We start from the raw sequence: 26,808 nt of genomic DNA, 5'->3' as shown, positions 1-26,808 counted from the left end.
CTTATTTGACGTCAACGCCGCATTATCAAGGTTCCGACATGAACTGGATCACAAACTACGTCCGCCCCCGGATCAATTCGATCTTCTCGCGCCGCGAAGTGCCCGAAAACCTTTGGCACAAGTGTGATGAGTGTGGAACCATGCTGTTCCACCGCGAATTGGCGGAAAACCAGAATGTCTGCACCCAGTGCGACCATCACATGGCAATCACGCCGCGCGACCGGTTCCAACATCTGTTTGATGGCGGTATTTTTTCCGAGGTTGATGTCCCGGCACCGAAAGACGATCCCCTGCAGTTTCGGGATCAGAAAAAATACCCTGACCGCATGAAGGCGGCCCAGAAAAAGACCGGCGAGAAAGAAGCGATGCTGGTCGCCGTTGGCGAAATCGGCCGTACCCCGATCGTGGCTGCCGCGCAGGATTTTTCGTTCATGGGCGGATCGATGGGCATGTATGTAGGCAATGCCATCATTGCTGCAGCACAGGAGGCTGTTAGGCTACAGCGGCCCCTGATCCTGTTTTCGGCAGCCGGCGGCGCGCGGATGCAGGAAGGCATTCTGAGCCTGATGCAAATGCCGCGTACGACGGTCGCAGTGGAGATGCTCAAAGAAGCAAACCTGCCCTATATTGTTGTCCTGACCCACCCGACTACAGGCGGCGTTACAGCCTCGTACGCGATGCTGGGTGACGTTCATATTTCGGAACCCAATGCCCTAATCTGTTTCGCCGGACCCCGTGTGATCGAACAGACCATTCGTGAGAAACTGCCCGAAGGATTCCAGCGCGCTGAATATCTGCTGGATCACGGGATGCTCGACCGAGTGACCAAACGCACCGAGATGCGGGATGAGCTGATCACCATCACCCGAATGCTGATGAAGCAGCCCCCTGCGGTCAAAGGCGACCTTCCTGCGCCCGAGCTGGAAGAAGCCCCAACCGAGGCACCCACCGAGGACGCGGTCGAAAAATGACCTCCCCATCTTCGGATGCCATCCTAGACCGGATGATGGCGCTGCACCCCAAGATCATCGACCTGACCTTGGACAGGGTATGGCGTTTGCTGGCGGCACTGGACAATCCTCAGGTTAAGCTGCCTCCAGTCATTCATATCGCTGGAACCAATGGCAAGGGCTCGACCCAGGCCATGATCCGGGCGGGGCTTGAAGGGGCAGGGCATGCGGTCCATGCTTATACCTCACCTCATCTGGCCCGGTTTCACGAGCGAATCCGACTGGCAGGTGAGCTGATTTCCGAACCCGAACTTACCGCCGTGTTGGATGAGTGTTACGCCGTAAATGGCGGTGAGAACATCACCTATTTTGAAATCACCACCTGCGCCGCGCTGCTGGCATTTTCCCGCACCAAAGCTGACTATACGCTGCTCGAAGTCGGGCTGGGCGGGCGGCTGGACGCCACCAACGTGATCGAACGGCCCGAGTTGACGGTCATCACCCCAGTCTCGATCGACCATGAGCAGTTCCTGGGCGACACTTTGGGCAAGATCGCCGCTGAAAAAGCCGGAATCATCAAGCCGGGCGTTCCCTGCATCGTCGGCCCGCAGCAGGATGAGGCGCTGGAAGTCATCGAATATACCGCAGCCCGTCTGGGCGCTCCGCTATTGGTCCACGGGCAGCACTGGCATGTTCATACTGAGAACGGTCGCCTTATTTATCAGGACGAAACCGGTTTGCGCGATCTGCCTATGCCAAACCTACTGGGTGCTCATCAGATCGAAAATGCAGGCGCGGCTCTGGCTGCGTTGCGCCACCTGCAAATGGGCGATGATGCCTACGAGGCCGCTGTGGCCAAGGCCGAATGGCCCGCGCGCATGCAGCGGCTAAAAATCGGTCCTCTGGTTGAGCAGGCCCCTCAAGCTGAGTTGTGGTTGGATGGCGGTCACAACGCGGCTGCAGGCACTGCTTTGGCCGAGGTTTTAGTGTCACTACCAGAACGTCCCACGCATTTGATTTGTGGTATGCTGAATACCAAAGATGTCACCGGTTATCTCGCGCCATTGGCCCAAAGGGCAGACAGCCTGACGGCCGTATCGATCCCGGGTGAGCAGAATACGCTGAGCGCGGACGAAACCGCCGCCGCTGCTGCTAAGGTGAATCTGGCCGCCACAACAGCAGACAGCGTCACAGACGCGCTCGCCGCAATCACCGCTCAAACCCCTGATGCACGCATTCTGATCTGCGGGTCGCTTTATCTTGCGGGAAACATCCTTAGAGAAAACGCCTGATCCTCCGCCTGATGAAAAAGATTCTGCGCCAGGGCAGCAGCCCCTATCTGCCCCAATCCTTGTCTTGCATCTCCCGCAGGCGCGAGGCCGTACGCTCAAACTCAAAAGTTCCTTCCCCTTCGACATAGAGCATCTCAGGCTCTGCGGCGGCGGAACAAATCAGCCGAACTTTCGCCTCATAAAGCGCATCGATCAGGGTGACGAAGCGCTTGGCCTCATTGAAATTATTGCGTGACAAACGCGGGATGTCTTCAAGAACCAATACCTTCAGCGCTTCTGCGATGGCCAGGTAGTCTCCCGGACCCAACATTCGTCCGCAGAGGTCATAAAACGAGGCCCGTGCAACGCCGTTGCGAAAGGCGGGCAGGACAACTTCGCGACCCTTCACCTGAAGGGCCAGCTCTTCTGCCGGTCCACCCGACAGATCATTCCAAACTCCACGAATCTTCTCCCGCGCTTCGGGCCCAATGGGGGTGAAGTAAACCGGCGAGCCTTCAAGTCGGTTCTGCCGGTAATCCGTGGGTGAAACCAACTCCCACACTTCCAGTTGCTCTTTGATGTGCTGTATGAAAGGCAGAAAAAGCTGCCGGTTCAACCCATCCTTATATAGATCATCCGGATGTCTGTTCGAAGTCGTAACGATAACGACACCACCCTTGTAGAGCAGATCAAACAACCGCCCCACGATCATCGCGTCGGTGATATCGATGATCTGCATCTCATCAAAGGCCAGCACCCGCGCCGATTTGATGACTGCATCGGCCACAGGGACCAGCGCGTCCTCAACGCCGTCTTCACGCGCCTTGTGCAGACCGGAATGGATTTCCTGCATGAACGCATGAAAATGCACCCGTCGAACTGGGATTTCACCCAATGTCTCGACAAACATGTCCATCAACATCGACTTGCCGCGCCCAACACCTCCCCAAAGATACAAACCCTTGGGTGGCGGCGGCGCTTTGCGGAAAAATCCACGCTTAACCGGTTCGGCCAAGGCTGCCCGAATGCGCTCAAACCGGGGCAGCACAGCCTCTTGCGCGTCGTCCCGGGTCAGCGTCCCATCAGCAATAAGATCTTCATAGTGCGAAATTAGAACCGTCATGTGTTGAGCCATACCGATCGCTTCGTGTGTTGAAAAGAAACCTTTTTTCCAGACACATCAATTTTGCTGAACTGGCGTCACAAAACTCCTGAATTGACGCGCCGAGTTGTACCGCTAACGTCTGCTGGAACCAATCTTCGGAGCCTTAATGTCGCAATCCACCCGTTTGCTGAACCCGATCCTGATCGTCGGCTGCATCGTAATTACAGTCAGTTTTGCCGTACGCGCCTCTTTTGGTGTGTTCCAGATACCGATTGCAGATGAGTTCGGCTGGCTACGCAGCGATTTTTCGATGGCGATCGCCATACAAAACCTGGCTTGGGGGATCGGCCAGCCGATCTTTGGCGCCATTGCGGAAAAGATTGGGGATCGGCGCGCCATCGTTCTGGGCGCTTTGACCTATACGGCGGGAATGGTCCTGACGGCATGGTCCGTTACCCCGTTTGAACATCAGATGTATGCCTGGCTCGTGGGTTTCGGGATCGCTGGGACGGGGTTTGGCGTGGTCCTTGCGGTCGTAGGTCGTGCCTCATCGGATGCGAACCGCTCGATGTCATTGGCGATTGTCACCGCAGCGGGCAGTTTCGGGCAAGTCATTGGCGCACCCACAGCAGAGTGGTTGCTGACTTTCTTACCCTGGCAGCAAGTGTTTCTGATCTTTGCGGTGGCTATCCTTGCATTGATCCTGACATTGCCATTCATGCGCGCGCCTCAGCCCGTCAGCAGGTCGGAGCTAGAAGAGAGTATGGGGCAGATCCTGTCCAAGGCATTCCGCGACCCGTCTTATTCGCTGATTGCGATCGGCTTTTTCAGTTGTGGCTATCAACTGGGCTTTGTCACAGCCCATTTCCCCGCCTTCGTCACCGAGATGTGCGGCCCGATCCAACCCGGAGGCCTCTTACATTCGATGGGGATCACCACAACTTCAGCCTTGGGGGCGATTGCGATTTCGTTGATTGGGTTGGCCAATATCGGCGGAACCCTTTTGGCCGGATGGGCTGGAAATCACTTTCCGAAGAAGTACCTGCTCGCGGCGGTTTACACCGGCCGAACGCTTGCCGCAGGTGCCTTCATCGTGTTCCCAATCACGCCCTTGTCCGTGATCGCATTCTCGCTTGTGATGGGATCGCTCTGGTTGGCGACCGTACCGCTAACATCTGGCCTTGTCGCACATCTCTATGGCCTGCGGTACATGGGCACGCTCTACGGGATCGTATTCCTGAGCCATCAGATCGGCAGTTTTCTGGGCATCTGGTTAGGCGGGCGCATGTACGACCAATTCGGTGATTACACCATGGTTTGGTGGATCGGCGTCGCTATCGGAGCGTTCAGCGCCATCATTCACCTGCCCATCCGCGAAAATCGCTCACCAACCGGCGTGACAGCCTGAGCTATGCGGCCTCTTCAGCGGTCAGCAGCCCCTCAGAAACCAATCGATCCGCCCAACCCTGCGGATCGATGAAGTGATGCGTTTGCCATCCGCGCGCCCTTGCTGTTTCGATATTCTCGATCCTGTCATCTGCAAACAAAAGCGCCGAGGGAGGGATGCCGCAATCGGCCTCAACCATTTCGTAAATTGGCATATGAGGTTTGACCGTCTTCATCCGACCCGAGACGTATTGACGATCAAACTCATTCAGAAACGGATAAACGGTAGTGGCATAGTCAAAATTCTGAACCCCAAAATTCGTCAGGGCAAAGACCGGGATCTTCTTGGTCCGCAACGCGCGCAGAAGTCGCGCTGAATGTGGGATCTCGGGCGCGGCCAGTTCGATCCAGTTGTCATGCCACATTCGGATTTCATCGCGCCATTCCGGGTACTTGTCCGCCCAATTGTAAATCGTATCCGTGAAATGATGGCCCTGATCTACCAGATCATTCATCCCATGCAGATCGACCTCGTCAAACATGGCGCGACGACGATCCTCGCCGATTACCCGATCATAATAGCGCTCGGGCTGCCACTCGATCAGCACATTTCCGATGTCAAAGATGACGGCTTCAATGGCCATGACTTAATCCCATACCAGTTCAATCACCACCGACTGAACCAAGCGCAGGTCAGAGATGCAAGCGCCAACCGCCGCGCGGCACGCGCTGCCCAGCCCAACGGGAGGATACGCATCTTTGATGCGTCTCTGACCGGCGGGAGCACTACCTGCGAAGGGCAGCGCGTATCTCGCGCTCAAGCGCATCTAGAAAACGCGACCGGTCGGCTTTGCTAAATGGTTTTCCCCCGCCACCTGTCCCCAGCGGGTTCGCCGCGCGAAGGTCCGCCATCAGATCGCGCATTGCCAATTGCTGGCCGATATTGGCCGCAGTGAAAGCCTCACCACTGGGCCGAAGCACGCGTGCTTCGGCTTCAATACACTTGGCGGCCAGCGGTATATCAGAGGTAACGACAATATCGCCGGTGCCGCAGCGTTCGGCAATCCACTTATCCGCCTCATCTGCTCCCGAGGCGACGATCACTACCTGCACCAACGGGTTGGCGGAGGGGCGTAGCCCTCCGTTTGAGACCAGAACCATCGGCACCTTGTGCCGGGTTGCCACCCGTTCAGCCTCGGCCTTGACCGGGCAGGCATCCCCGTCGATGTAAAGCGTCGTCACGCCTCTTTGACCTTTGGGGCTGACTTCGCCTTTGGCGTCGATTTGCGCACCTTGAATTCGTCCGGAATGGGCATCCGGTTAAAGGCATCCAGCCCCGCGATTTTGTAAGCTTCGGCAAGGGTCGGATAGTTGAACGTGTTCTGCACGAAGTAGTCCACCGTGCCTTTCAGGTTCAGCACCGCCTGCGCAATATGGATCAGCTCGGTTGCCCCTTCGCCAACGATTTGCACACCTAGAACCCGCCGGGTCTTGAGCGAAAATAGCATTTTCAGCATGCCATGCTCCAACCCCATGATGTGCCCGCGTGAGGTTTCGCGGAAACGGGCCACGCCCACTTCGTAGGGAATACCACGCTCCTGCAGTTCTTCCTCGGACATCCCGCAGGTTGAGATTTCGGGGACCGAGTAGATCCCATACGGATACCAGGGGCTTTCCGGCAGGGTTGGAGTCTCCAGCGCATGACAGGCCGCGACCCGCCCTTGTTGCAACGAAGTTGAGGCCAACGACGGATGCCCGATGACGTCTCCGGTGGCATAGATATGCGGCGCCGAGGTCTGATAGGTCTTGCGGTCCACACTGATACGATCGCGATGATCCGTTTCAATGCCAACCGTATCCAGGTTCAGCGCCGAGGTTGCCCCCATCCGCCCGGCTGCAAACAGCAGCATCTCGGCCCGGACGTGCCGCCCATTGTCCAGCGTGATCTCAACATGGCTACCGGCGTCTTCTATTTTCTCGACGGCTGCCCCCAACCGCAGATCGACGCCATTTTCACGGATCTGATGTGTGAAATCGTGGATCAGTGTCTTGTCGATGAAATCCAGAAACGTCTCGCGCGGTTCGATCAACGTCACCCGGACATCAAGCGCCGAGAACATAGTTGCATATTCAACGCCGATTACGCCCGCACCGATCACGCAGAGCGAACGCGGGATTTCCTCCATCTCAAGGAAATCATCCCCATCGACGACAGTTTTGCCATTGAAAGGCACGTAATCTGGCCGGTAGGTCTTGGTGCCGGTGGCGATCAGGAATTTGGCTGCTGTCAGACGCGTGGATTCGCCTGCATCCGTAGCCACCTCGATCTCGTGTGGCCCCGTGAACGTCGCCAACCCGTTCAGCGTTTCAACATGGTTGCGGTTGAACTGATGCTCCAGCACATCGACCTCATGATCGAGTGTCATGTGCAGCCGTGCTTTCAGATCCTCGGCGCTGATCTGATCCTTGACCCGGTAGGAGCGCCCATAAAAACTGCGCTCGCGCCAGCCTGACAGGTTCAGCACCGTCTCTCGCAAGGTTTTCGATGGGATCGTTCCGGTATGAACAGAGACACCACCAAAACGATCTTTGCGGTCAATCACCAGCACCCGGCGCTGCAATTTGCCTGCCTGAATCGCCGCCGCCCGGCCTGAAGGGCCCGAGCCGATGATGATCAGGTCATAGTCATATTTGCTCATGCCTCAGTCCCCATACAGCGCTTCGGCGTGGAAGGTGATGTGATCCTCCATAAAGGTGGACACGAAATAGTAGGAATGGTCATAGCCGGGCTGCAGGCGATAGGTGGCCTGCTGGCGACGCTCGGCAATTGCCTGCGCCAGTGCCTCCGGGCGCAACAGATCCATAAACTGATCGTTTGCACCGGTGTCGATCAGGACCGGTCCGTCAAAGCCTGTGCTTTTCATCATCGCCGACGCGTCATGCTTGGCCCATGCGGTCTCATCATCGCCCAGATACGCGCTGAGTTGCTTGCGGCCCCAATCCGCCCCCATGGGGTTCGAGATCGGCGAGAAGGCCGAAACAGAGCGGTAACGCCCGGGCAGGTTCATCGCCAGCGTCAATGCGCCATGCCCACCCATCGAATGTCCTGTGATGGCCTGACGATCAGGATCAATCGCAAAGTTCTCGGCCAGAAGGGCCGGCAACTCTTCGGCAACATAATCCCACATGTTGAAGTGAGGCGTCCAAGGGCCTTGCGTGGCATTGACATAGAATCCTGCGCCTTGGCCAAGGTCATAGTCTTCGTGATCTGCCACGCCTTCGCCGCGTGGTGAAGTGTCGGGGAACACAAGAGCAATGCCTTGTTCGGCCGCCCAGCCCTGGGCACCCGCCTTCGTCATGGCATTTTCATGGGTGCAGGTCAGGCCCGACAGGTACCACAGAACAGGAACGGGGCCGTCCTTGGCTTCGGCTGGAAGAAACAGGCCAAATGTCATATCACATTTGCAGGCCGAGGAAGCATGGCGATAAACGCCCTGCACACCACCAAAACAGGCATTTTCCGAAAGGGTTTCCATCAAGCTGATCCTTACGTTGTTTCCGGGCCATGGCTACCGGTCTGCAGCGTCGGCGTAAAGTGCAGCCACCTCTGGAAAGCTCATTTTTCGAAAAGGTGAAGATCAGAATCCGCTGACCCATCCTATCGCCAGCGGGACGGTCAGAATGCTGGCGATGGTAGATAACAGGATGGCAGCAGATGCCCGTTGCGGGGCCACACCGTAGTGCGCGGCCAGCATGTAAACATTGCCTGCAACTGGTAAAGACGCCGCCGCGATTGCGACCATCGCAGGGAATGAGGCAACCGGGATCAGCCAAATCACCATAAGTGCCACGAAAAACGGATGCAGCACCAGTTTGCAAAAACTCAACCAGCCCGCGATCTGGATGCGCTCGGCCGATTTGTCTGCCAGTGACGCCCCGATGGCAAACAGCGCCCCCGGCGTAGCCGCACCGCCCAGAATTGTCAGAAAATCATTAAGCGGGGCTGGTACAGGCACCTCTAACGCAGACCAGATCAATCCGGCGGAGATTGACAAGATCATGGGGTTTCTCAGCAGGCCAATCCCGATCAGGCGCATCGTCCCCAGGCTGAGCCGACCATCGCGGCCACCGTTGATCAGAATCACGATCAATGAGGAAAACACAACCAGATCAACTGTCAGCACCAACATCACGGGACCAATGGCGGCTTCGGAGAATAACAGCGCAAGCATGGGCAGGCCCAGAAACCCAACATTGCCAATAGCAGCACATTGCGCCTCGACCGCGGCGGTGGGGATGTCCAGCCCTCGGAGATAAGCGATAGCCGTCGCCAGCGCATAGACGCCAGCAGTGCCGATCAGATACCCGATCACCAGCCGACCGTTGAAAATTTCGGCAAAGGGCAGGGTGGCGGCAAACCGAAATAGCATAGCCGACAAAGCAAAGAAAAACACGAACTTGGTTAGATATGCTGTCGCCTCGGGAGGGAAAAACCGGCTGCGTCCGGCCCAGAACCCCAGGCCGATGATTGCGAAAAAGGGGAGAGTGCGCAGAAATATCTCGACCATGGCAACGTGTTAACATGGCTGGTCAGGCTCGCAAGGTTGACGCACGGTCGGCGGTACGATTGAAGCCGTAACGTTGTGCCAAAACCGCTATCGGAGTGAAAAGCGTTGAAACTGAACCGAACGGTTTATAGTGTTGCGGGATATCGCAATCCGGAGACATCATGACCCAAGCCGCCACCATCCTGCGTACAGGCCGTAAATTCGACCAGGTGTTACGTGGGGCCCGAGAGGTTTTCATGGCGGATGGGTTTGAAGGCGCAAGCGTCGATGACATCGCGCGTGCGGCGGGTGTTTCGAAGGCAACGCTATACAGCTATTTCCCCGACAAGCGACTGTTGTTCACCGAGGTTGCCCAGACCGAATGTCGCCTGATGTCTGAACGCATCCTTTCGATGATCGATGAGACCAAGCCAGCCCGCGAGGTGCTGACGATAGCAGCCACTCAGCTTACGGCTTTTCTCGTCTCGGACTTCGCGCAGCAAGTCTTTCGCATATGTGTGGCCGAGCGCGACCGATTCCCCGAGCTTGGTAAAGCGTTTTATGAAGCAGGGCCGAAGAACGGCCAACGCCAGATGGCCGAATATCTGACCAAGGCGGTTGGTAAAGGTGAGTTGGCGGTTGAAGACGTCAACATCGCGGCCGAGCAGTTTTCTGAACTGTGCAAAGTCCGACTATGGGGCCGCGCGGCGTTCGGTATCCAAAATCGATTTGACCAGAACGAGATAGACGAGATTGCATTACAGGCCGTCGACATGTTTATGGCCCGCTACGGCGTTTGAACTGCGTAAGTTCGCCAGCGATCAATCACATTGATGGTAAGAAGTCGTGTTGGTGCGGGTGGAGGGACTTGAACCCCCACGCCTTGCGGCGCCAGAACCTAAATCTGGTGCGTCTACCAATTTCGCCACACCCGCAACCCGATGCCGAAGCACCGCGACGACGCGCTGAATAGCAAAGCTTTTGAATGAGTGCGAGAGGTAAAATCAAGCGAGAGGGCAGTTTATTATCGTCTCGCTGGAAACAATCTTTTGCCCAAGTAAGTTTAACCAGAACTCGCATGTGCCAAATGTTAAAGAACGTGCCTTGGACAGTGAGAATGCGGTTTGGCCAGTCTTTCCAGCACGAACAGTGCTCAGGTGCTGGTTTTGGTCGTAATTTCACCTGTGTGAAGGCCCGTTCTCTGGTCCTTCTTTTTGTTTCCATTTAGCGAACATTTATCGCAATTTTTCTCTTTATCTTAAACTCGCATACGTTGAGTCGCTGAAAGATTACTTTGTGTGGGGCACATTTCAAAAAAGTGTAACTTGAGGTGAGTGGTTTCGTGTCGAATTTCAATCAGAGGTTCCTTCGATCACAGAAATAGAAATTATTTTTATATATTTCAAAAACGTAAGAAGCAGCATGTAAATCCTTGACGCCACGGAATCTCGGACTTTTTAACAAGCAATCAAAGCCATAAAAACTTGGGCAACTCGTCAACGTCGTGGCTTACACTCTCATAGGTTGAGGTATTTCTATGAGACGCCATCATAATTGTGCCACATTTCAAACGCCAAAATATCCTATTCGCGTCAAAATAACACCGCGGTAATCGTAATTGATTGGGCGCAGGAGTTAATGAGTCTTTTTGCCTTCTGGCACCGTGCGAGTTTCTGCTCAACTCCAGAACAAGGGTCTCTGTCGTGACCAACCAGATCAAATCCGTTGCTTCCGAGCAAGACGCTGTCAGCCTTGCGCGTGAAAGCTTTATTGGCGAACTGAAAACCCTGAACCGTCAGCACCCTGGCACAGGATTCGGCGTCGCTCTCCGTACGCATTCGGGCAATCGCTACTTGCTGGCTAATGCCCGCATGCCGCTGCCTGCCAACAAAACAGATGATTTTCCGACCGGACGCCGTGTGGCTTGTTTGGAAAATGGTGAAGGCTTCAGTTCAATCGAAGTTCTGGCTGATTCTTTCGCATATGAATCGATTTCACCGCGAACCGAGGCCGCAATCCTCGGCAACGCGCTGGACCTGATCGCACGAATCGACACGCTTGCAAGCCTGCCTGACGGGGCAGGGAACCACATCGCTGCAACTGGTACCGGAGGCTGACCATGGCGCGTAACGACCACCTTCTGTCTGTCGGAAACGAGTCCCTGTCTGAGATGACAGAGGCAATGACCTCGTTGACGACACAGATCGACCAACTGACAGAGGTGGCGGATGCACGGTCTTCCGCACGGCTGGCTGCGCTCAAGACCAAAATGGAGAATTTTACCGCCAGTGTCACGATGGTGGGGCAGGTGAAGGCCGGCAAATCCTCTATCGTGAACATATTGGCCGGGCGGCCAAATCTTTTGCCTTCGGATGTGAACCCGTGGACCTCGGTGGTTACAACGCTGAACATCAACACCCGCACAGAAGGCGACACCCGTTCCAAATTCACATTCTTCGAGCAGGAAGAATGGGACAATCTGATGGTTGGCGGCGGTCGTCTGGGCGAGTTGGCCAATCGAGCCGGTGCCGATGATGAGATGGACGATATTCGCCGTCAAATCGGCGAGATGAAGGCCAAATCAGAAGAGCGGCTTGGGAAGCACTTTGACCTGATTCTCGGTCAGAGCCACCAGTATGATTATTTCGACGATGAACTGATTCAGCGGTATGTGTGCCTTGGGGATGAGGATGACCCGGATATCGACCCCAAGACGGGTCGTTTCGCCGATGTGACTAAATCGGCCGAGCTGTTCATGGATATCCCGCAATATCCGATCTCGCTCAAGCTCTGCGATACCCCAGGTGTGAACGATACCTTTATGGTACGCGAACAAATCACCCTACGCAGCCTGCGTGGATCAGAGGTGTGTGTTGTTGTTTTGGCTGCCAGCCAGGCGCTGACCACGATGGACATGGCGCTAATGCGGATCATCGCACAGTTCGAGAACCGCCAGATCATCCTGTTCGTGAACCGCATCGATGAATTGTCAGACCCGGTCAATCAAGTGCCTGAGATACGTGATCGTATTCAAGACACACTGAAACAGAACAACATAGACGCCAACACCAGCGTTGTTTTTGGCAGCGCTCTGTGGGCCGAGGCTGCGCTGACCGGAAACCCGGACATTCTAACTGAGGAATCGCGCGAGGCGTTGAACACCTTTTACCTGGCGGCTGGATTTGGCGATCAGGCTGCATCGCTGGATAAGATCTGGGCGCTATCAGGATTGCCTGATCTGCTGCTCGCCATGAATGAGCGTATCGCTGAGGGTGCAGGAACGCGTCTTTTGGATCGCGTTCGCCATCGGGCGCGCAACATCGCCAGCCAGATCCGGGCTACTGCAGTGGCCAAGACGCTGTCAAACTCTGACGGTATCGTTCGGGACCTGGATGGTGCGTCGCCCGAAGAAGCGATCGCAAAGGTTTCGGCTGAATACGAAAAGAAAGCCTCGGAACTGACAACCAAGCTTCGCGACAAGGTATTAGAGCGACTTGCGTCCGCAGAAGCAAATTTTGTCAAACGTGCGACGGATTCTCTGATCTCACATCTGGAACAGAATGGTGAGCAGGGTACATGGCAATATGATCCGGCAGGTCTGCGCACCTTGCAGAAGGCGGCATATTTCAGCTTTGCCCGATCCATGCGTAAGGATGCCGGTGCTCTGTATTCGGCTGCTGCAGCGGACGTGGAGGCACTGTATCAGAAGCTGCTGGGCAACCACTTGGGTGAATTCAACATCGAAGCCCCGATCGTGCCGCGTGTACCCCCGCCATTAGGGATTGGCCGCACAATCGCACTGGACCTGCAGAGCACATGGTGGCGACGTTGGTGGCAACGCCGCAAAGGGTTCGAAGCCTATGCCGCAGATTATACGCGACTGATCGCGTCCGAGGCGAACTCGATCACCAAAGACATCGAGGAAAACCAGATCGCCGCCGTACTAGAGAACGTGCGGGCCACGTTGACCGACTTTATTGCCGAACAGAAGGACACGCTGCTCAGTATCTCGCAATCGCCTGAAAGGGCTGCGGCCCAGATGGCCGAGCAGAAGCCGCAGAAATCACGTGACGATATTCTGGGCGATATCCTGAAAGACCTTAGTAACGAAGCAGCATAAGAAGAGTTATGGTAAAAGAATCACAAACCCGCTTCGTCTCTCCCAAGGCTTGGAACCGCATCGAGCAGTGGTCCCGCCGCAAACCTGTGTTTGCGCTCATGGGGGAATTCAGTGCAGGCAAATCGACGTTGATGAATTTCCTGCTGCGCAAACAGGCACTGCCGACGCAGGTCACAGCCACGCAACTGCCGCCGATCTGGTTCAGCTGGGGCAATCGACCCGCCTATATCAAACGCCATGATGGTAGTACGCAGAATATCGAATTGGATCAGCTTGAACAGGTTGGTGTCAACGACGCCCAGTTCATTCGCATCTTCCTTGAAGCCGATATTCTTGAGGCGGTCGACCTGATCGACACACCCGGCATTTCGGACCCGAAGATTTCGACGGATGTCTGGCAACGCGCAGTTGGCCAGGCCAATGGTGTGTTGTGGTGCACGCACTCGACCCAAGCTTGGCGCGAAACTGAACGTGCCACATGGGTTTCGCTGCCGGAACGGCTGCAGCATAAATCGCTTTTGCTGGTGACGCGCGCAGATGCATTGAATCAGAAAGACCGGCAGAAGGTCTTGCGCCGCGTAAATCGCGAAGCGGGTCATTTGTTCAATCGCACGATCCTGTTCTCGGCCCGTGATGCTATCATGGCCCGTGACAAAACCGGTGACGCCGAGCTGTGGTCACGCAGCGGCGGCGGCAAGATGGTCGACAGTTTCCTTGAGATCACTGAGCAGATCATGGACAGCCGTGCGGATATGCTGTCGCGCTATCAAATTGACAAATCCCTGTCAGACGCACCCAAAGTTCAGCCATCGCGGCCCGAGAAAACCTCTGGCGATGCACCGCTGAAACTTGTCACGCCGATGGAAGATGACTCTGCCGAGAATGATGTGGTTACAAGTTTCCCGGTACGCCCTGCCCGCGTGGAACGCCGCACCGAGGAGTCCGGACAGGCGCGGATTGATGCAGAAGAAGCCGAGCGGATGCGCGCGGAAATGGCTACCGAAGCGGAGCCTGCTGATGAAGACTTACGTGCCTTGTTCTCTGACAAGACGGAAGATCCGCTGGATCTGAACCTCTTGGCAAACCCCATCACCGACGTGGATGAGTTTGATTTCATGGATGACGATGATGAGGAAGAGCAGGAAGATGCCGAACTGATCGTCTTGGGTGAAGAAGAGGACGAAGCGGAAGCAGTCGAAGCTGCGGACACCGAACAAGAGCCGTCGGAAGACGCCGAAGAATCATCAGATATCGAAGTATCGGTTTCGTCGATTACGGCCCTGTTGGCGGAACAGTCGGAAAACTCGGCAGACGAATATGAACCGGAGCCCGAATCGAATGCGCTGGCTCCAAACCGCGTCGTTTCAATGGTGGGTGAAGCTGCTGCCGAAGAGATTGAAGATGCAGCCGATGACAAGGCAGATGATTTGGGCGATCGCCTCATAGAAACGCCACTCAGTGCTGCAGCAATGTGGGGTGAAATCGTGGCGCGTGAGAACCTGCCTGACGATGCAAATGGCCTGAAAAGCGCCTTTGCAGCATTCTTGTCCGAGTTTGACCAGATTGCGTTGGAACATGACGCTAAGCGGAATCAAGACATACCGGGCGCCGTTTCTGAGGCTCGCAAAAACGGCGGAGCGGAGTGGCATGCGATTTAGATTAAACCCGAAGGTGGGCATCTGAATGTCGATTGACTCTGCTCTGGCTTCGGCCATCGAAACCATACCCGACTGCATCGCAGCCGGGTATGTCGACATGGAGACCGGCATGTTATTGGGCGTCGACGCGTCGGACCAAGACAGCGCTGATGCGCTCGAAAATCTCGCACTTGCAGTAGCTAATCTGTTTCAGGGACGCGGAATGAAGGGATTCGAAGAACTTCTGCGTGCGGCAAAAATCGACGATACTGAACACCCCGGATTTGGGGAAATCGCGGTGTTCTCAAACGACCGGCTGCACATCTTTCTCAGGACAACAGAATATCCTGATCACGTGGTATGCTATATCTGCCGCGACAGCGCGAATGTCGGGCTGGCGCTTACGAAATCACATCTCAGCCTCGGGCCGGTGGCGGCCGCGGTGTAGACGGGACCAGAGGGGGTCACGCATGATGGATAGTGAAATACTGGATATGCTCGAAGGGATCGGGCGGACTTCGATCGCGCGCTTATCGCCTGCAATCTACCTATCGGGTAGCAGCGCACTGTTACGCCGGAATGAGGTGCTGGGGGCCATCCGGGGCACGATCTTGCCTCGGCGTTTGGAATTTACGGCGGCTGACGGGGCAACTTTGGCTATCGAAGTCAACAGCTCTCGGGTCACCGACGTATTCCGCTGTGCTTCGGGCCCTGTCCCGGATTTTGAAACCGAAGCACGCGAAAAACTGATCGAACGACTGGCGCAAGTGGTGTCGGAAATTGCAACGGCACCCGGCCCGCTTGAGTTGGTTTCTCTGCGCCCGGATACGGCGCTTGAGGCTGATGACGTAGGGGTTACCTTTTCGGAGGTCGAAGCGGCCTGCGCGCGGATTGAACTAATCGAAGAGCCACGCATGGCCATCGTTTCCGACCAGACCTTAGAACCAGAAGCCCAGCCAGAAACTGAGTCACAAGGCGCCACCAGTATTGCCGGAAAATTCTTTGAGGGCGCGGATCGGTTCGCATTAGGTCGAATACTGATTGGGTCGACTGAAGACGAGATGCAATTTGACGGGTTGTGTGCGCAGGGCCAAGACGCACATCCGGACACGGATATATTGGCCCGATTCACCCGGGATCTGGCGGGATGGCAGGCCGATGGATCCGATGCTTTAACTGATCCACAGCTGATCGTCATTCGCCCGACAGGTGGACAAGGCGCGGGTCTCGCCATCTTGTGCGACGGTCAGGAAACCGCCGCCGCCGTTCATGACGCCCGCAAGCTGGGCGCTGTCGTCAACCTATGGAAAACATTGAATAGCGCCGTTGAATAACCGCGTTCCTGCCAAATAGTGTCCACTTTGCAAAGTTAAACAAAATACGAGTTACCAGGGTAAATCTTATGAGTGAGTTAAACCGCCGCGAGCTTATTCGCATCGCAGAAGACATGAACGGGACGAGCAATGACGAAACGCGTCACTTCATCTCGCGCATCGTTGACGACTTGTCGAACCTCAAGCCTTCGATAGCATTCGTAGGTCAAATCAAGGCCGGAAAATCGCGCTTGATCAACGGTTTCACCGGGCATGCAGAATATCTACCCTCGGACGTGAACCCATGGACGACAGTGATCACCGACATGCATTTCGGTCATCCGTCCGGTCGGACGTCGGGCGCCGAGTTTCATTTCTTCGACAATCGCCAATGGCAGGCCCTGATCGCCGAAGGTGAAGAGTTGCGCAACATGTTCCCTGATGAAGAGGACAGCTACAAGCGCGAGATGATCGAAGAGCAGGTCGAGGCAATGAAAACCCGCGCCAAGCTACGCTTGGGGGAAAGCTACAAACACCTTCTTGGCGAGCATCACGATCTGGATGAACTGACCTCGGATGACCTGGCGCGCTATGTCTGTGCCGGGGATGACCCGACAGATGAAGACCAGTATGACCCCGGTTCAGATCGGGGCCTTTACAGCGACATCACCCGTAAGGCCGAGGTCTATTTTGACATTGGCCATTTTCCGTATCCGGTGACAGTCACAGACACACCCGGTGTCAATGACCCGCTGCTGATCCGTGAAGAGATCTCGCGCCAGTATCTCAAGGAATCCGACTTTTTCGTCGTCGTGCTGTCTGCGCATCAGGCGTTGTCGCGGGCCGATCTGAAGCTATTCCGCCTGATGCAAGCGCTAGAGCTTGGTCAGATCGTGGTCTTCGTCAACCGCGTGGACGAATTGGGTGGTGGCGCCGAAGATGCCGGCAAGGTGCGCACTGACGTATTGGATGGGCTTGAACAGGCGCTTGGCAACTCGGAGATTGACGTTCTGATGGGCAGCGCCCAATGGGCCCATTATGCGCTGACCGGGGATGAAACCGGAATCGACCATGATCAGATATTGGCGTGGTTGAGGGCGCATCCCGAACAGATGAAGCAATATCTTGACGGCGTCGAAGAGATCAAACAAGGTCCCGGCCCCATCAGCCGCGAAGGTGTATTGCGATTTGCCGCGATGATCGCGTCGGGTCTGCCCGATCTGCGCCGTCATGTGACCAAAGCCCTGACCGAAGGACCGCGCCAAGAACAGCTTAATATCGCGTGGCAGCACCTCAACAGTTTTGCCCAAGGTGAGCTTGAGCGCAGCACGGCGCGGCTTCGTGCCATTGAGGAAAAGGATGGTCCTGACACAGCGGATGTCGAAGAAAACAACAAAACGCTTTCTGAGTTGCGCGCGCTAGTTGAAGATAAATCCAAGGCCATCACCAATGATATGGACGATGTATTGGCCAATTTGCGGGGTGTTATGGATGACACCGTCGCCGAGGCTGTCTCGATCGTTGTGCGCGGCCCTGATGGGCAATCGCCTTTGCTGGCCAAAGACGGAGATACCGAGCTGAACTTTACGCCTCTGCGTGAGCGGATGCGCGAGCTTGTCCAGGGCGCGACACAGGTGGTACGGCAGCGCATGCTTAGTGAGCTTTACGCGATCGATATGCAGACCAATGCTGCTTTGCGCGCCCTGCCCGGATGGCAGGAACCCGCGGACAATCGCATGAATACCAGCGCGGTGCGTTGGTTCCGTCCGAATACAAGCGCACTGACGCGTGGCATCACGGTTGAGTTGCGTGTGACATGGCTGTCGCGACTGATATCGCGTCGCAGTGTGTTGAACCGCGCCGAACGGATGATCGTTCAAGAGTTTGAGATGATCGGAGACGATCTTGTAGATACCGCCAGAAGCGACCTGATCGAACGGATGAAAACCGTTCTTGACCATTATATGGCGCTGCTGGCCGGGCATCTGGAACATCGCGCAGGCCCCGATGGGTCGAACGCGCGCACCGAAGCGCAACGTGCGGTTGACCAAGCGCGGCGCATCAGCGATGAACTAGGGGCGGTGCACGGAACTGCACCCGTGGACACTCGACAGGCAGAGGCCGCAGAATGATTGAATTCCCCGGAACCGAGAAGGAAGTGCGCCAGCTAGAGCGTTTCCTGACCGCCACCGAAAATGCACCCTCATCGGCAGAGCTGGATGATATGCGCGCCCGCGCGCTGGCCCATGCCGAGCGGCTTTCGAACGCGGTTTCCATTGGTTTTGCCGGGGAGTTTGGAGCCGGAAAGTCCAGCCTTGCCAACATGCTGGCGGGGGCAGACATTCTGCCCACCGGGCCGCAGCATCTAAAATTGCCCCTGGTGATCGTGGCCTATGCCGATACGCCTGAGACAACCGTTGGTTGGTGGGACAAGGAACCCAAAGTCTATTCCGGTATAGCGCTGGAAAAGGCAGCGGCGGATGAACCCGATTTCATCTCGGTCGGGTTGAATACCCCTGCCCTGCAGGAGATTTCGCTGTTTGATTTGCCCGGTGCCGGTGCACTGGATGATACCTACAAACAGACTCTAAATTTGCTCGACTATGTGGATTGTGCGATCTGGTGCACCAATGGCACCAACGCCTGGCGTGAAACCGAACGCCATTTGTGGTCGCAGGTCCCTCAAAAGCTGCGCAATAACAGCTTGTTGGCTGTAACACATGCCGATTTGCCTCCGGTGCGGGATGCTCTGGATCGGGTAGTCGCACGCCTGAACAAGGAGAAGGGCGATTTGTTTCGCGCGGTTGTGACCATCGGCACCCCGGTAGCGGTACGGGCCATGGAACAAGAGCCTGAACCCGACTTTGCTTTGTGGGAAACCTGTGGCGGGCAGAACTTGGCAGAACAGGTTTTGCACATAGCCTCTGATCACCGTCGCCATGATCTTGAGGCCGCCCAAAAAGATCTGGCTGAAGAGTTTATGCCTTATCTGGAGAACCTTACTGGTGCGGCTTCGACAGATGGCGCTGAGGCCGACGGCAATACTGTGCAGGCAAGCCTAGAGGCCGCCCTGCCCCCCCTGGACAATCCGATCCTTGAAGACTGGCTTGCGGCCATCGCCAGCATTTACAACGATCTGCGTGAAAGCTCGGATATTGAACCGGCGGCCTTCCTGCAAAGCTGTCAGGAAATCGTCGAGGATTTTGCCGAAAGGTTAGAATCTGGTACCGAAATCGATCCCAAAGCAGACTGGGTTCCGGCCGAGTTTGAAAAGGCCACTGACCTGTTGCTGTTGCTGCAGTTTGAAACCGGGGACGCACCGCTGAAGGATGCAATAAGCATTCTCGCACAACTCAGCGACAATCTGGCTTGGGCGGGCAGCTCTGTTGCGTCGGCGCCCCCAAAAACCGGCACATAAGTTTTTCCCGCTTGAATTGAGCCGCATCGCAGCGATTCGAAGCGTTCGGAATCAGCGCGATATTGTTTCGAATTCGTGGACCAAGCCTCTATTTCGGCGGTATAGAATCCATTTCCCCCATCAAGCAAACACAACATATAGTGTAATGAGGGTATGGATTTACTATATGGGCGATTTCGAATTTTGTGATCCATAGTGAAGCCATCAGGCGGCCCCAATAAAGTCAAATTTGAAACGTCTAACCGTCTTAAGTGTCCTGCGGTTGTGTTTGGTTGTGAGTTCGCGGGCTGAAGCCCTGGTTATCTATGCCGCAACAAACGAGTAGAATGGGCGGGAAGAAATGAGCCACAACCAGGCGGTCGGCGCAACGCACGACGAACCTCAGATCGAAGGATTGCAGCCAGGCGCAAAGCTGCTGCGCGGACAGTATGAAATCCTCCGGTTCCTAAGCAACGGCGGGTTTGGGATCACCTATCTCGCGCGCGATAGTCTGGATCGCGATGTGGTCATCAAGGAATGCTATCCGGGGGCGCTCTGTCAGCGGAATGGTGATCTGGTCGAACCTGCCAACCCTGACCACAAAGAAGACCTGCGCGCCATTATCGACCTGTTCATTCAGGAAGCACGCAACCATGCGCGGCTGGTTCATCCCAACATCGTCGACGTGCATCAGGTGTTTGAGGACAACGACACCGCTTATATCGCGATGGACCTGATCCGCGGATGCGATCTGCTGGATTATGTCGAAAACCCCGAAAACAAGAGCGGACCGGACTTTATCGTTCAGGTCACCGAAAAAATGCTGTCTGCGGTGTCGTTCATTCACCAAAGCGGCATGCTACATCGCGATATTTCACCCGACAATATCCTGATCGATGAGAATGGCGAACCCATCCTGATCGACTTTGGCGCAGCACGCGAGCAGGCGGCACACAAGTCAGCGGCGCTATTGACGCTGCGCGTGATTAAGGACGGGTATTCGCCGCACGAATTTTATGTGCGTGGCGCGGATCAGGGCCCCAGCAGTGACCTCTATGTACTGGCTGCAACGCTGTATCATGCGATCAGCGGCGAGCGACCGATTGATGGCCAGACACGTTTGAATGCGTTCAACAACGGCCAAGACGATCCTTATGAACCGCTGACAGGGCGATTCAAAGGTTATCCTGACGGGTTCCTTGAGGCGATCGACAAAGCAATGGAAGTGCACGCCACTGACCGTGTGCAAACCGCATTGGACTGGCTGCGTATGTTCCGTGGTCCCGGTGTGATGTTCGACAGTTTCGCGTATCGCCCGGTTTCGGTCATTGTTGGCATGGATCGCAAAGACGAAGAGGCCGAAAAAGAACGGATCAAAGCCGAAAGCGAGAATGCAGAGGCCGTCGTGACCGCCCTGCTGGCCGGGAATTCTGATCTGGCCCTCGGGAACGAGGAAAAAACGGAAGACACTCTTGCTAAATTTGCACCTCAGGACGAGGCCGTTGCTGCAGTCGACACCGTTGTAAAAAGCGGCTCGGGCGGCAGTGGCAAGATGATCGCGGGTATCGCGATTGTATTGGCGGCACTGGCCGGAGGTGGATACTTCGTAATGACGGGCGATCAGCAATCGCCCGAGGCAACTCCGGTGACTGCAGAGGCTCCGACTACTCCGGTGCCCGCAGAAGCAGCTCCGGAACCCGTCGAGCAGACCGCCGAAGCCACAACAGAGCCGCAACAGGCCGAAGTCGCTTTGGCATCAGAACCAGAAGCGGCGCAGGAACAACCTGTCGAGCAGGCTAATGAGGTGCCGGAAGCCGCCATTGTGTCAGAGCAGCAACCCGAAGAAATCGCCTTGGTGGAACCTGAAGTAGTGGAACCTGAAGTGGCGGAACCTGCGGTTGAAGACATCACACCCATCGTACCTGCGACGCCGGTAAATCTCGCCGAAAACCAGGTCGCATTTGGGCACTGGGATATTGAGATTCCATTCACGATGTCCAAGCGTCGCAGCTCGACCGGGAGTGTCATTGCCATCAATGCATTGAACGCCGGGCAAGATAGGTCGGTGATCGGGGATTGGGTCGAACGGGGCGCTACGATTTTTACTCTGAATGGTGAACCTATTCGTCCGGACACAACGCTTGCATCGTATGTTCTAGATAATTTCTCGGTCGATCCAGACGGGTATATCCGTGTAGCAGCGCGCTATCGCAGTCTGGGCGAAACACGCGCGCAGAATGGATTGCTGGCCCTGCCCGCCTTCCGCAGTTTTGGCCTTCTGAACGGTTATTCGTTTGATGTGGCTCATGCGGGCGAGGCAGGTTGGCAAACCGTCGTCGCATCTGTTCCGGAAGAAGTTGCTGGCAGTTTGCAGCGGGGGGATGTGCTGCTGCGCGAAACACAGACTGGTGTCTCGATCAATGAGCCCGAGAGTCTGGACGGCATCCTTGCTCAACTTGTTTCCGACAACCAACCCGAGGCGCGCCTGAGCATACTGCGCAACGGAGCTGAAAGTACTGCGGTCATGCAACTAACGCAGGAGTGATCGCCCAGTTGATGTGACTATCGCCAGGTCAGTGTGCTGGGGGTGCCGCCCATCGCGTCACCCCGTCGGGGACCAACCCGTCGCGACGTAAATGTTTCTCTGTTTCCTCTTCATCAGTGCCCTGCGCCTACGGCGAAGCGGTTTGTAGCAGTCCCGCGGGTAAAACCCCGCATCAGAAATCAAAGAAGGTGACGACACCATGTTCAAATACAAAAGCCCTCTGAGCCGGCTTCTAGAAGGTGCCGGAAAACCGAAAGAAGAAGATGCGGTGGAAACCGAAACCGAAACCGTTGCGGAAGCGGTCGAAACAGAAAACGCTGCTCCGATTGCGGATTTCAACGCCCTGCGCGCGGCCCTTGCGGGTGGAAACGTTAGCTCGGACAGCTACGAGGAAGCAGACGAACTGATCCCCGAAGAACCGATGCCCGAGTTTACGGAAGACCAGATCGAAGATCAGGCGACCGAAGAAGAAGTGGCCGAGGTTCAAGAGGTCGAAGAAGATGAACAGATTGTCACGCTTCATCTGACTGCGGAAGACGAGGTTCAGGACGATGAACCCGAAGTCACCGTAGAAGAACCAGACGCCATCGAACCTGAAGTCGTATCTGAAGTTGCGGGCGAGGTGGAAATCGTCGCAGAACCCACACCGGAACCGGAGCCTGTTGATGTAACCCCGGAACCCGCCATGGTCGCACCTGCACCTGCACCTGCACCGGCTGAAGATCGGCGTTCTCGTGTGAAGACGACGTTTTTGGGTTTCGAGCGTGCAGACACGCATGTTCAGGAGCTGATGGAAACAGCTGAGCCTGTTGAAAAGACAGAAGCGGCCGAACAGACATTCCCGGTTGGCTGGCTGGTTGTGACCGCCGGACCGGGCCGGGGTGCCGCGATTACCTTGACCGAGGGATTGATGCAGATCGGTCGGAATGACGATCAGGCTATTCAGCTGGATTTCGGCGACACCGGGATCTCTCGCAGCAATCACGCCGTCATCGCATATGACCCAGAGGACCGGAAATGCTATCTGGGCCATGGCGGCAAGGCCAACTTGGTGCGCCTGAATGGCAAGCCTGTGCTCAGCACCATAGCCTTGTCCAGCGGCGATCTGATCCGGATCAGCGAAACCTCGATCCGCTTCACCGCTTTCTGTGATGACGGCTTTGACTGGCGGGATGCCGATTAATGCTGGCGACTCCTGCATATGATATTGCCCTGATCCTGGACCAGGGTCAGCGCGACTCGCAGGAAGACGCGATTGCTGCGCGGGTCTCTGACGCGGCAGACGCGGGTTATGTCGTGATTGCCGACGGTATGGGCGGCCATGAAGCGGGCGAAGTCGCTTCGCAGTTGGTCATTTCAGCCTGGCGCGATGCGATGGATGCCCAGTTGGATGGGCCCGACCTTGCTGAGAGCGCACTGCTCGACGCTCTGCCGTTGGCCGCAATGCAGGCCAACGCCGCTATGGCGAGCCATAGTGAGGAAAACGAGGTCAATCTGGGCTCCACCCTTCTGGGCATGTTGATGCTGGATCAACGCGTATTCTGGATCTCGATCGGTGACAGTCCACTTTACCTGTTCCGCAATGATGCCCTGTCACAGGTCAACGAAGATCACTCGATGGCCCCGGTGATCGACGAACAGCTCGCACAAGGATTACTGAGCGCGGAAGAGGCACAAGGCCATCCGGATCGTAACCAACTGACTTCGGTGATCATGGGGGCTGCGATTCCAAAAGTGGATTGTCCGGAACAACCATTGGCGCTGATTGCGGCAGATGTACTGATCCTTGGCAGTGATGGTCTGCAACATCTCGGCAATTCCGAGATCGAAACGCTGGTGCGCACGCATATTCATTCCCCGGCTCGCGATATTGCTGATGCGCTGCTTCAAGCACTGCATGCAAAGGCAGACCCGGATCAGGACAACATTTCAATCGCCGTGGTCAAACCGGCACAGACTTAGACAGGCAGTGAAACAGGACAAAATGCGAAACCATCTTATCATATCCACCCTCGCTCTTGCTGCTGCAACAGGTGCAGCATCGGCGCAAGAGGCGTGTTCGACTTATGAAATCCAGCCCGGTGACAGCTTGCGGGAACTGGCAATTGCCGTCTACGCGACGGAAGATTACCGGGTCATCTATGATGCGAACCGGGATACGATCGGGTCGAACCCCAATATCATTCGCGTCGGTGATGTCCTGACTTTCCCTTGTCTTGAAGATATCGGGCGCGCGGCGCAACTGCCGGATACCGAAGCTGGCCGCATGGCTGCCGAAATGGCCTCGGAACTGGTCAAAGCTGCCGAGGAACGGGCTGAAAAAGCCATTGCCGAGGCCGAAGCTCGCGTCGCCGCTGCAGAGGCCGAAGCTAAAAAGACCAGCGAAGAAGCCGTAATCGCGGCCAAGGCTGCGGCCAAGAAAGAGATCGAAGCAGCGCGTGCGGAAGGTGCCGCATTGATCCGCAACGCGGATGGTGGCGAAAGCCCTGAAATTCGTGACCGTCAGATTTTGTTGATCACGGGTGGTAACTACGCCCCGTTTACGGATGAAGCGCTGCCAAATCGTGGGCTTTATACCAACCTGGTTGAAACCGCGATGCTGCGGGCCGCGCCCGAGCAGTCCTACAAGATTCAGTTCGTTAATGACTGGTCGTCGCATCTGGACCTATTGATGCCGACTCTCGCCTTTGACGCCACATTCCCTTGGTCGCGGCCGAACTGTGAACAAGCCGCTACGTTGTCGGAAAATGATCGTTCACGATGCGAAACCTATAATTTCTCAAACCCATTCTACGAGGTCGTTGATACGTTCTTCGCAAAAAGCGGTTCGGGTTACGAAGAGACTCTGACTTATGCAGATTTCGCGGGCACAACGATTTGTAGGCCGGAAGGTTGGTCACTGTCGCATATGGATGCAGTTGGTCTTTACGAGCCTGCAATCAATCTTATGCGCCCCGTTTCACCCGATGATTGTTTTCGCGCAGTCATGGATGGCACAGCCGATATCGTCGCGATCGAAGCGCATCTGGCGGTCGAAGCAATCGGGCGTCTGGGCTACGAACATCAGATCATAGAAAACCCCAACCTAGCGGCAATCAAGTCGCTTAACGTCATGACCCACAAAGATAATCCGGATGGGGAAGCGATCCTTGAGACGCTCAACCAGGGTCTGGCGATCATGCAGCAATCAGGCGAGTGGCGCGACATCGTATCTACCGCACTGCGCTATCAAATGGAAAATGGCTAAGGCCTTGATTGGCCCAACGAAACAAAGTCTGGAGGAAGTGGACATGTTTAACAAGAAATTGAAGAAAGCAGTACTGTCGGCATCAGCCTTCACCGCCCTGAGCGCAGGTGCAGCCGCCGCTCAAGAGGCCTGCTCCAACTATACGGTTCAGGATGGTGACACATTGGCGACCATCGCCATTGCCGCCTACGGCACCTCAAACTATCAGCCGATCTTTAACGCTAACCGCAACGCAATCACCAATCCCGGTTCGCTAACCCCCGGTCTGGTACTGGCGCTGCCCTGTGAGGATGGCAGCCTGCCCAACGGTCAGAGCGCGCAAGAACTGATCGCGGCAGAAGAACAACGTGCTGCAAGCGTCAAGCGCTCGAATGTCTACGCGCCTCCGATCAAGATGGTCGCTGGCAACGGTTGGGAACCGTTCACTACTGAAGATCTGAGCGGCGGTGGCATCATGACCCGTCTGGCGACGACAAGCCTTCAGCGTGCTGGTAACAGCCGCGATTTCTCGGTCAGCTTTGTAGATGACTGGAGTTCGCATCTGGACACACTGTTGCCACTGGGTGCGTTTGATATTTCGATCGCATGGACTGTACCGGATTGTACCAACCGCTCATATGAGTGGTCTGCAGAGACCGAAGCCCGGTGTACCCAATTTGTCGCTTCGGTTCCGGTATATGACATTGTCGGTGGTTTCTTCACTTTGCCTGAAAGCGAATACGCAAAGGCGACAGATTTCTCCGACCTTGAGGGCTCGACCGTTTGCCGCATGGCAGGCTGGAGCATGGTGGTGCTGGAAGAACAAGGGCTCAACCGCGAGAACACAACTGTGGTCCAACCCAATTCGGCCCGCGAATGTCTCGATGCCGTATTGACCGGTACGGCAGATGTGGCTGCATTCGAAGTCGATCTGTTTGCCTCGACAATGAAAGACATGGGTTTGACCTCGGCGGATATTGTTGAGAACCCGTATGTCTCGACACTGTCTTCGATGAGCTTCCTTGCACACCGCACCAATCCATTCGCGCGCGAGTACATCGCGATGATGAACAAGGGTTTGATCGAGATGCGCGAATCCGGCGAATGGTACGCGATTATTTCCGACACGCTGCGCGAACAAAATGAAAAGCTGAACGCAGCATCAAACTAATCCCTCGGTCGTTATGACCTTTCTTAGGGGCCGGTCTTCGGACTGGCCCTTTTTTTGTCGGTGGGTCAGAATCTTCAATGATAACGGCAAAGCCAACTGACTAGGCCTCAGACGTGGCGCAGTCAGCATTTGGTCTTATT

Annotated in this window: 22 protein-coding genes and 1 tRNA gene; 16 read left to right on the top strand and 7 right to left on the bottom strand. The window is 55.9% G+C overall.

Going from position 1 to position 26,808, the window contains the following annotated elements:
- The first annotated feature begins 38 nt into the window (after positions 1-38).
- Both accD and ACR0L9_RS09780 read left to right on the top strand, forming a co-directional pair.
- Complete coding sequence (gene accD / locus ACR0L9_RS09785; protein WP_170407259.1) at positions 39-971, top strand: acetyl-CoA carboxylase, carboxyltransferase subunit beta; 933 nt, start codon at positions 39-41, stop codon at positions 969-971.
- On the top strand, positions 968-2,242 hold the full coding sequence (locus tag ACR0L9_RS09780) for a bifunctional folylpolyglutamate synthase/dihydrofolate synthase (RefSeq protein ID WP_170407262.1): 1,275 nt from the start codon (positions 968-970) through the stop codon (positions 2,240-2,242). Before accD ends, ACR0L9_RS09780 begins: the two co-directional genes overlap by 4 nt.
- Positions 2,243-2,285: 43 nt before the next feature.
- On the opposite strand, the gene zapE is transcribed toward ACR0L9_RS09780, so the two are convergent.
- Positions 2,286-3,344, bottom strand: coding sequence for a cell division protein ZapE (gene zapE / locus ACR0L9_RS09775; RefSeq protein WP_170562017.1), 1,059 nt, complete (start codon positions 3,342-3,344; stop codon positions 2,286-2,288).
- A gap of 148 nt (positions 3,345-3,492) precedes the next feature.
- Between zapE and ACR0L9_RS09770 the strand changes: the two genes are divergently transcribed.
- The gene (locus tag ACR0L9_RS09770) at positions 3,493-4,734 is read left to right on the top strand and encodes an MFS transporter (RefSeq protein WP_480895521.1); all 1,242 of its coding nucleotides are present in this window, start codon (positions 3,493-3,495) and stop codon (positions 4,732-4,734) included.
- A gap of 1 nt (position 4,735) precedes the next feature.
- Here the strand turns inward: ACR0L9_RS09770 and ACR0L9_RS09765 are convergent, their stop codons facing one another.
- The 5 genes from ACR0L9_RS09765 to ACR0L9_RS09745 form a co-directional block, all read right to left on the bottom strand.
- Entirely contained in the window at positions 4,736-5,356 is a 621-nt protein-coding gene (locus tag ACR0L9_RS09765) for an HAD family hydrolase (RefSeq protein ID WP_170625675.1), read from the bottom strand.
- A 142-nt stretch (positions 5,357-5,498) separates the two neighbouring features.
- The gene (locus ACR0L9_RS09760) at positions 5,499-5,954 is read right to left on the bottom strand and encodes a YaiI/YqxD family protein (protein ID WP_170511868.1); all 456 of its coding nucleotides are present in this window, start codon (positions 5,952-5,954) and stop codon (positions 5,499-5,501) included.
- Positions 5,951-7,411 (bottom strand): Si-specific NAD(P)(+) transhydrogenase, encoded by a 1,461-nt coding sequence (sthA, locus tag ACR0L9_RS09755; protein WP_480895520.1) that lies wholly within the window; start codon positions 7,409-7,411, stop codon positions 5,951-5,953. The genes ACR0L9_RS09760 and sthA overlap by 4 nt, the downstream gene beginning before the upstream one ends.
- A gap of 3 nt (positions 7,412-7,414) precedes the next feature.
- Positions 7,415-8,248, bottom strand: a complete 834-nt coding sequence (fghA, locus tag ACR0L9_RS09750; RefSeq protein WP_170562027.1) for an S-formylglutathione hydrolase — start codon at positions 8,246-8,248, stop codon at positions 7,415-7,417.
- 102 nt (positions 8,249-8,350) lie between these two features.
- A complete protein-coding gene (locus tag ACR0L9_RS09745; RefSeq protein WP_170393935.1) occupies positions 8,351-9,280 on the bottom strand; it encodes an AEC family transporter in 930 nt (309 codons plus the stop codon).
- Positions 9,281-9,441: 161 nt separating this feature from the next.
- Here ACR0L9_RS09745 and ACR0L9_RS09740 point away from each other — a divergent pair, with 161 nt between their 5' ends.
- Positions 9,442-10,059 carry a TetR/AcrR family transcriptional regulator gene (locus ACR0L9_RS09740; RefSeq protein WP_170732693.1) on the top strand — a complete coding sequence of 206 codons (618 nt, stop codon included), beginning with the start codon at positions 9,442-9,444 and terminating at the stop codon, positions 10,057-10,059.
- Positions 10,060-10,109: 50 nt separating this feature from the next.
- Here the strand turns inward: ACR0L9_RS09740 and ACR0L9_RS09735 are convergent.
- Positions 10,110-10,194: transfer RNA gene (locus ACR0L9_RS09735), tRNA-Leu, on the bottom strand.
- Between the two features lie 768 nt (positions 10,195-10,962).
- On the opposite strand from ACR0L9_RS09735, the gene ACR0L9_RS09730 reads away from it, so the two are divergent.
- From ACR0L9_RS09730 to ACR0L9_RS09675, 12 genes are all read left to right on the top strand, one after another.
- Positions 10,963-11,376: a hypothetical protein gene (locus ACR0L9_RS09730; RefSeq protein WP_170393931.1), complete on the top strand. Its 414-nt coding sequence runs from the start codon at positions 10,963-10,965 to the stop codon at positions 11,374-11,376.
- A gap of 2 nt (positions 11,377-11,378) precedes the next feature.
- Positions 11,379-13,379, top strand: coding sequence for a dynamin family protein (locus ACR0L9_RS09725; RefSeq protein ID WP_170393929.1), 2,001 nt, complete (start codon positions 11,379-11,381; stop codon positions 13,377-13,379).
- An 8-nt stretch (positions 13,380-13,387) separates the two neighbouring features.
- Positions 13,388-15,037 (top strand): dynamin family protein, encoded by a 1,650-nt coding sequence (locus ACR0L9_RS09720; protein WP_480895519.1) that lies wholly within the window; start codon positions 13,388-13,390, stop codon positions 15,035-15,037.
- A gap of 25 nt (positions 15,038-15,062) precedes the next feature.
- Entirely contained in the window at positions 15,063-15,464 is a 402-nt protein-coding gene (locus tag ACR0L9_RS09715) for a hypothetical protein (protein ID WP_170407295.1), read from the top strand.
- 22 nt (positions 15,465-15,486) lie between these two features.
- The gene (locus tag ACR0L9_RS09710; RefSeq protein WP_480895518.1) at positions 15,487-16,350 is read left to right on the top strand and encodes a hypothetical protein; all 864 of its coding nucleotides are present in this window, start codon (positions 15,487-15,489) and stop codon (positions 16,348-16,350) included.
- Positions 16,351-16,418: 68 nt separating this feature from the next.
- Entirely contained in the window at positions 16,419-18,461 is a 2,043-nt protein-coding gene (locus ACR0L9_RS09705; RefSeq protein ID WP_480895517.1) for a dynamin family protein, read from the top strand.
- The gene (locus ACR0L9_RS09700) at positions 18,458-19,747 is read left to right on the top strand and encodes a dynamin family protein (RefSeq protein WP_480895516.1); all 1,290 of its coding nucleotides are present in this window, start codon (positions 18,458-18,460) and stop codon (positions 19,745-19,747) included. The genes ACR0L9_RS09705 and ACR0L9_RS09700 overlap by 4 nt, the downstream gene beginning before the upstream one ends.
- A 340-nt stretch (positions 19,748-20,087) precedes the next feature.
- On the top strand, positions 20,088-22,271 hold the full coding sequence (locus ACR0L9_RS09695) for a serine/threonine protein kinase (protein ID WP_480895515.1): 2,184 nt from the start codon (positions 20,088-20,090) through the stop codon (positions 22,269-22,271).
- 199 nt (positions 22,272-22,470) lie between these two features.
- The gene (locus ACR0L9_RS09690; protein WP_480895514.1) at positions 22,471-23,454 is read left to right on the top strand and encodes an FHA domain-containing protein; all 984 of its coding nucleotides are present in this window, start codon (positions 22,471-22,473) and stop codon (positions 23,452-23,454) included.
- Entirely contained in the window at positions 23,454-24,233 is a 780-nt protein-coding gene (locus ACR0L9_RS09685) for a PP2C family protein-serine/threonine phosphatase (protein WP_480895513.1), read from the top strand. The genes ACR0L9_RS09690 and ACR0L9_RS09685 overlap by 1 nt, the downstream gene beginning before the upstream one ends.
- Positions 24,234-24,255: 22 nt before the next feature.
- Positions 24,256-25,518 (top strand): transporter substrate-binding domain-containing protein, encoded by a 1,263-nt coding sequence (locus tag ACR0L9_RS09680; protein ID WP_170611595.1) that lies wholly within the window; start codon positions 24,256-24,258, stop codon positions 25,516-25,518.
- Positions 25,519-25,561: 43 nt separating this feature from the next.
- Positions 25,562-26,668 (top strand): transporter substrate-binding domain-containing protein, encoded by a 1,107-nt coding sequence (locus ACR0L9_RS09675; RefSeq protein ID WP_170393909.1) that lies wholly within the window; start codon positions 25,562-25,564, stop codon positions 26,666-26,668.
- Positions 26,669-26,808 lie beyond the last annotated feature (140 nt).

The organism is Ruegeria sp. I3, from assembly GCF_056532525.1.
The sequence above is the reverse complement of the archived record's forward strand: the minus strand, read 5'-3'. Positions and strand labels throughout refer to the sequence as shown.

What these genes read in the sequence shown, in the direction of transcription:
- accD (WP_170407259.1), top strand. Translation starts at nt 39, where the DNA reads ATGAACTGGATCACAAACTACGTCCGCCCCCGGATCAATTCGATCTTC.
- ACR0L9_RS09780 (WP_170407262.1), top strand. Translation starts at nt 968, where the DNA reads ATGACCTCCCCATCTTCGGATGCCATCCTAGACCGGATGATGGCGCTG.
- zapE (WP_170562017.1), bottom strand. Translation starts at nt 3,344, where the DNA reads ATGACGGTTCTAATTTCGCACTATGAAGATCTTATTGCTGATGGGACG.
- ACR0L9_RS09770 (WP_480895521.1), top strand. Translation starts at nt 3,493, where the DNA reads ATGTCGCAATCCACCCGTTTGCTGAACCCGATCCTGATCGTCGGCTGC.
- ACR0L9_RS09765 (WP_170625675.1), bottom strand. Translation starts at nt 5,356, where the DNA reads ATGGCCATTGAAGCCGTCATCTTTGACATCGGAAATGTGCTGATCGAG.
- sthA (WP_480895520.1), bottom strand. Translation starts at nt 7,411, where the DNA reads ATGAGCAAATATGACTATGACCTGATCATCATCGGCTCGGGCCCTTCA.
- fghA (WP_170562027.1), bottom strand. Translation starts at nt 8,248, where the DNA reads ATGGAAACCCTTTCGGAAAATGCCTGTTTTGGTGGTGTGCAGGGCGTT.
- ACR0L9_RS09745 (WP_170393935.1), bottom strand. Translation starts at nt 9,280, where the DNA reads ATGGTCGAGATATTTCTGCGCACTCTCCCCTTTTTCGCAATCATCGGC.
- ACR0L9_RS09740 (WP_170732693.1), top strand. Translation starts at nt 9,442, where the DNA reads ATGACCCAAGCCGCCACCATCCTGCGTACAGGCCGTAAATTCGACCAG.
- ACR0L9_RS09725 (WP_170393929.1), top strand. Translation starts at nt 11,379, where the DNA reads ATGGCGCGTAACGACCACCTTCTGTCTGTCGGAAACGAGTCCCTGTCT.
- ACR0L9_RS09720 (WP_480895519.1), top strand. Translation starts at nt 13,388, where the DNA reads ATGGTAAAAGAATCACAAACCCGCTTCGTCTCTCCCAAGGCTTGGAAC.
- ACR0L9_RS09715 (WP_170407295.1), top strand. Translation starts at nt 15,063, where the DNA reads ATGTCGATTGACTCTGCTCTGGCTTCGGCCATCGAAACCATACCCGAC.
- ACR0L9_RS09710 (WP_480895518.1), top strand. Translation starts at nt 15,487, where the DNA reads ATGATGGATAGTGAAATACTGGATATGCTCGAAGGGATCGGGCGGACT.
- ACR0L9_RS09705 (WP_480895517.1), top strand. Translation starts at nt 16,419, where the DNA reads ATGAGTGAGTTAAACCGCCGCGAGCTTATTCGCATCGCAGAAGACATG.
- ACR0L9_RS09700 (WP_480895516.1), top strand. Translation starts at nt 18,458, where the DNA reads ATGATTGAATTCCCCGGAACCGAGAAGGAAGTGCGCCAGCTAGAGCGT.
- ACR0L9_RS09695 (WP_480895515.1), top strand. Translation starts at nt 20,088, where the DNA reads ATGAGCCACAACCAGGCGGTCGGCGCAACGCACGACGAACCTCAGATC.
- ACR0L9_RS09690 (WP_480895514.1), top strand. Translation starts at nt 22,471, where the DNA reads ATGTTCAAATACAAAAGCCCTCTGAGCCGGCTTCTAGAAGGTGCCGGA.
- ACR0L9_RS09685 (WP_480895513.1), top strand. Translation starts at nt 23,454, where the DNA reads ATGCTGGCGACTCCTGCATATGATATTGCCCTGATCCTGGACCAGGGT.
- ACR0L9_RS09680 (WP_170611595.1), top strand. Translation starts at nt 24,256, where the DNA reads ATGCGAAACCATCTTATCATATCCACCCTCGCTCTTGCTGCTGCAACA.
- ACR0L9_RS09675 (WP_170393909.1), top strand. Translation starts at nt 25,562, where the DNA reads ATGTTTAACAAGAAATTGAAGAAAGCAGTACTGTCGGCATCAGCCTTC.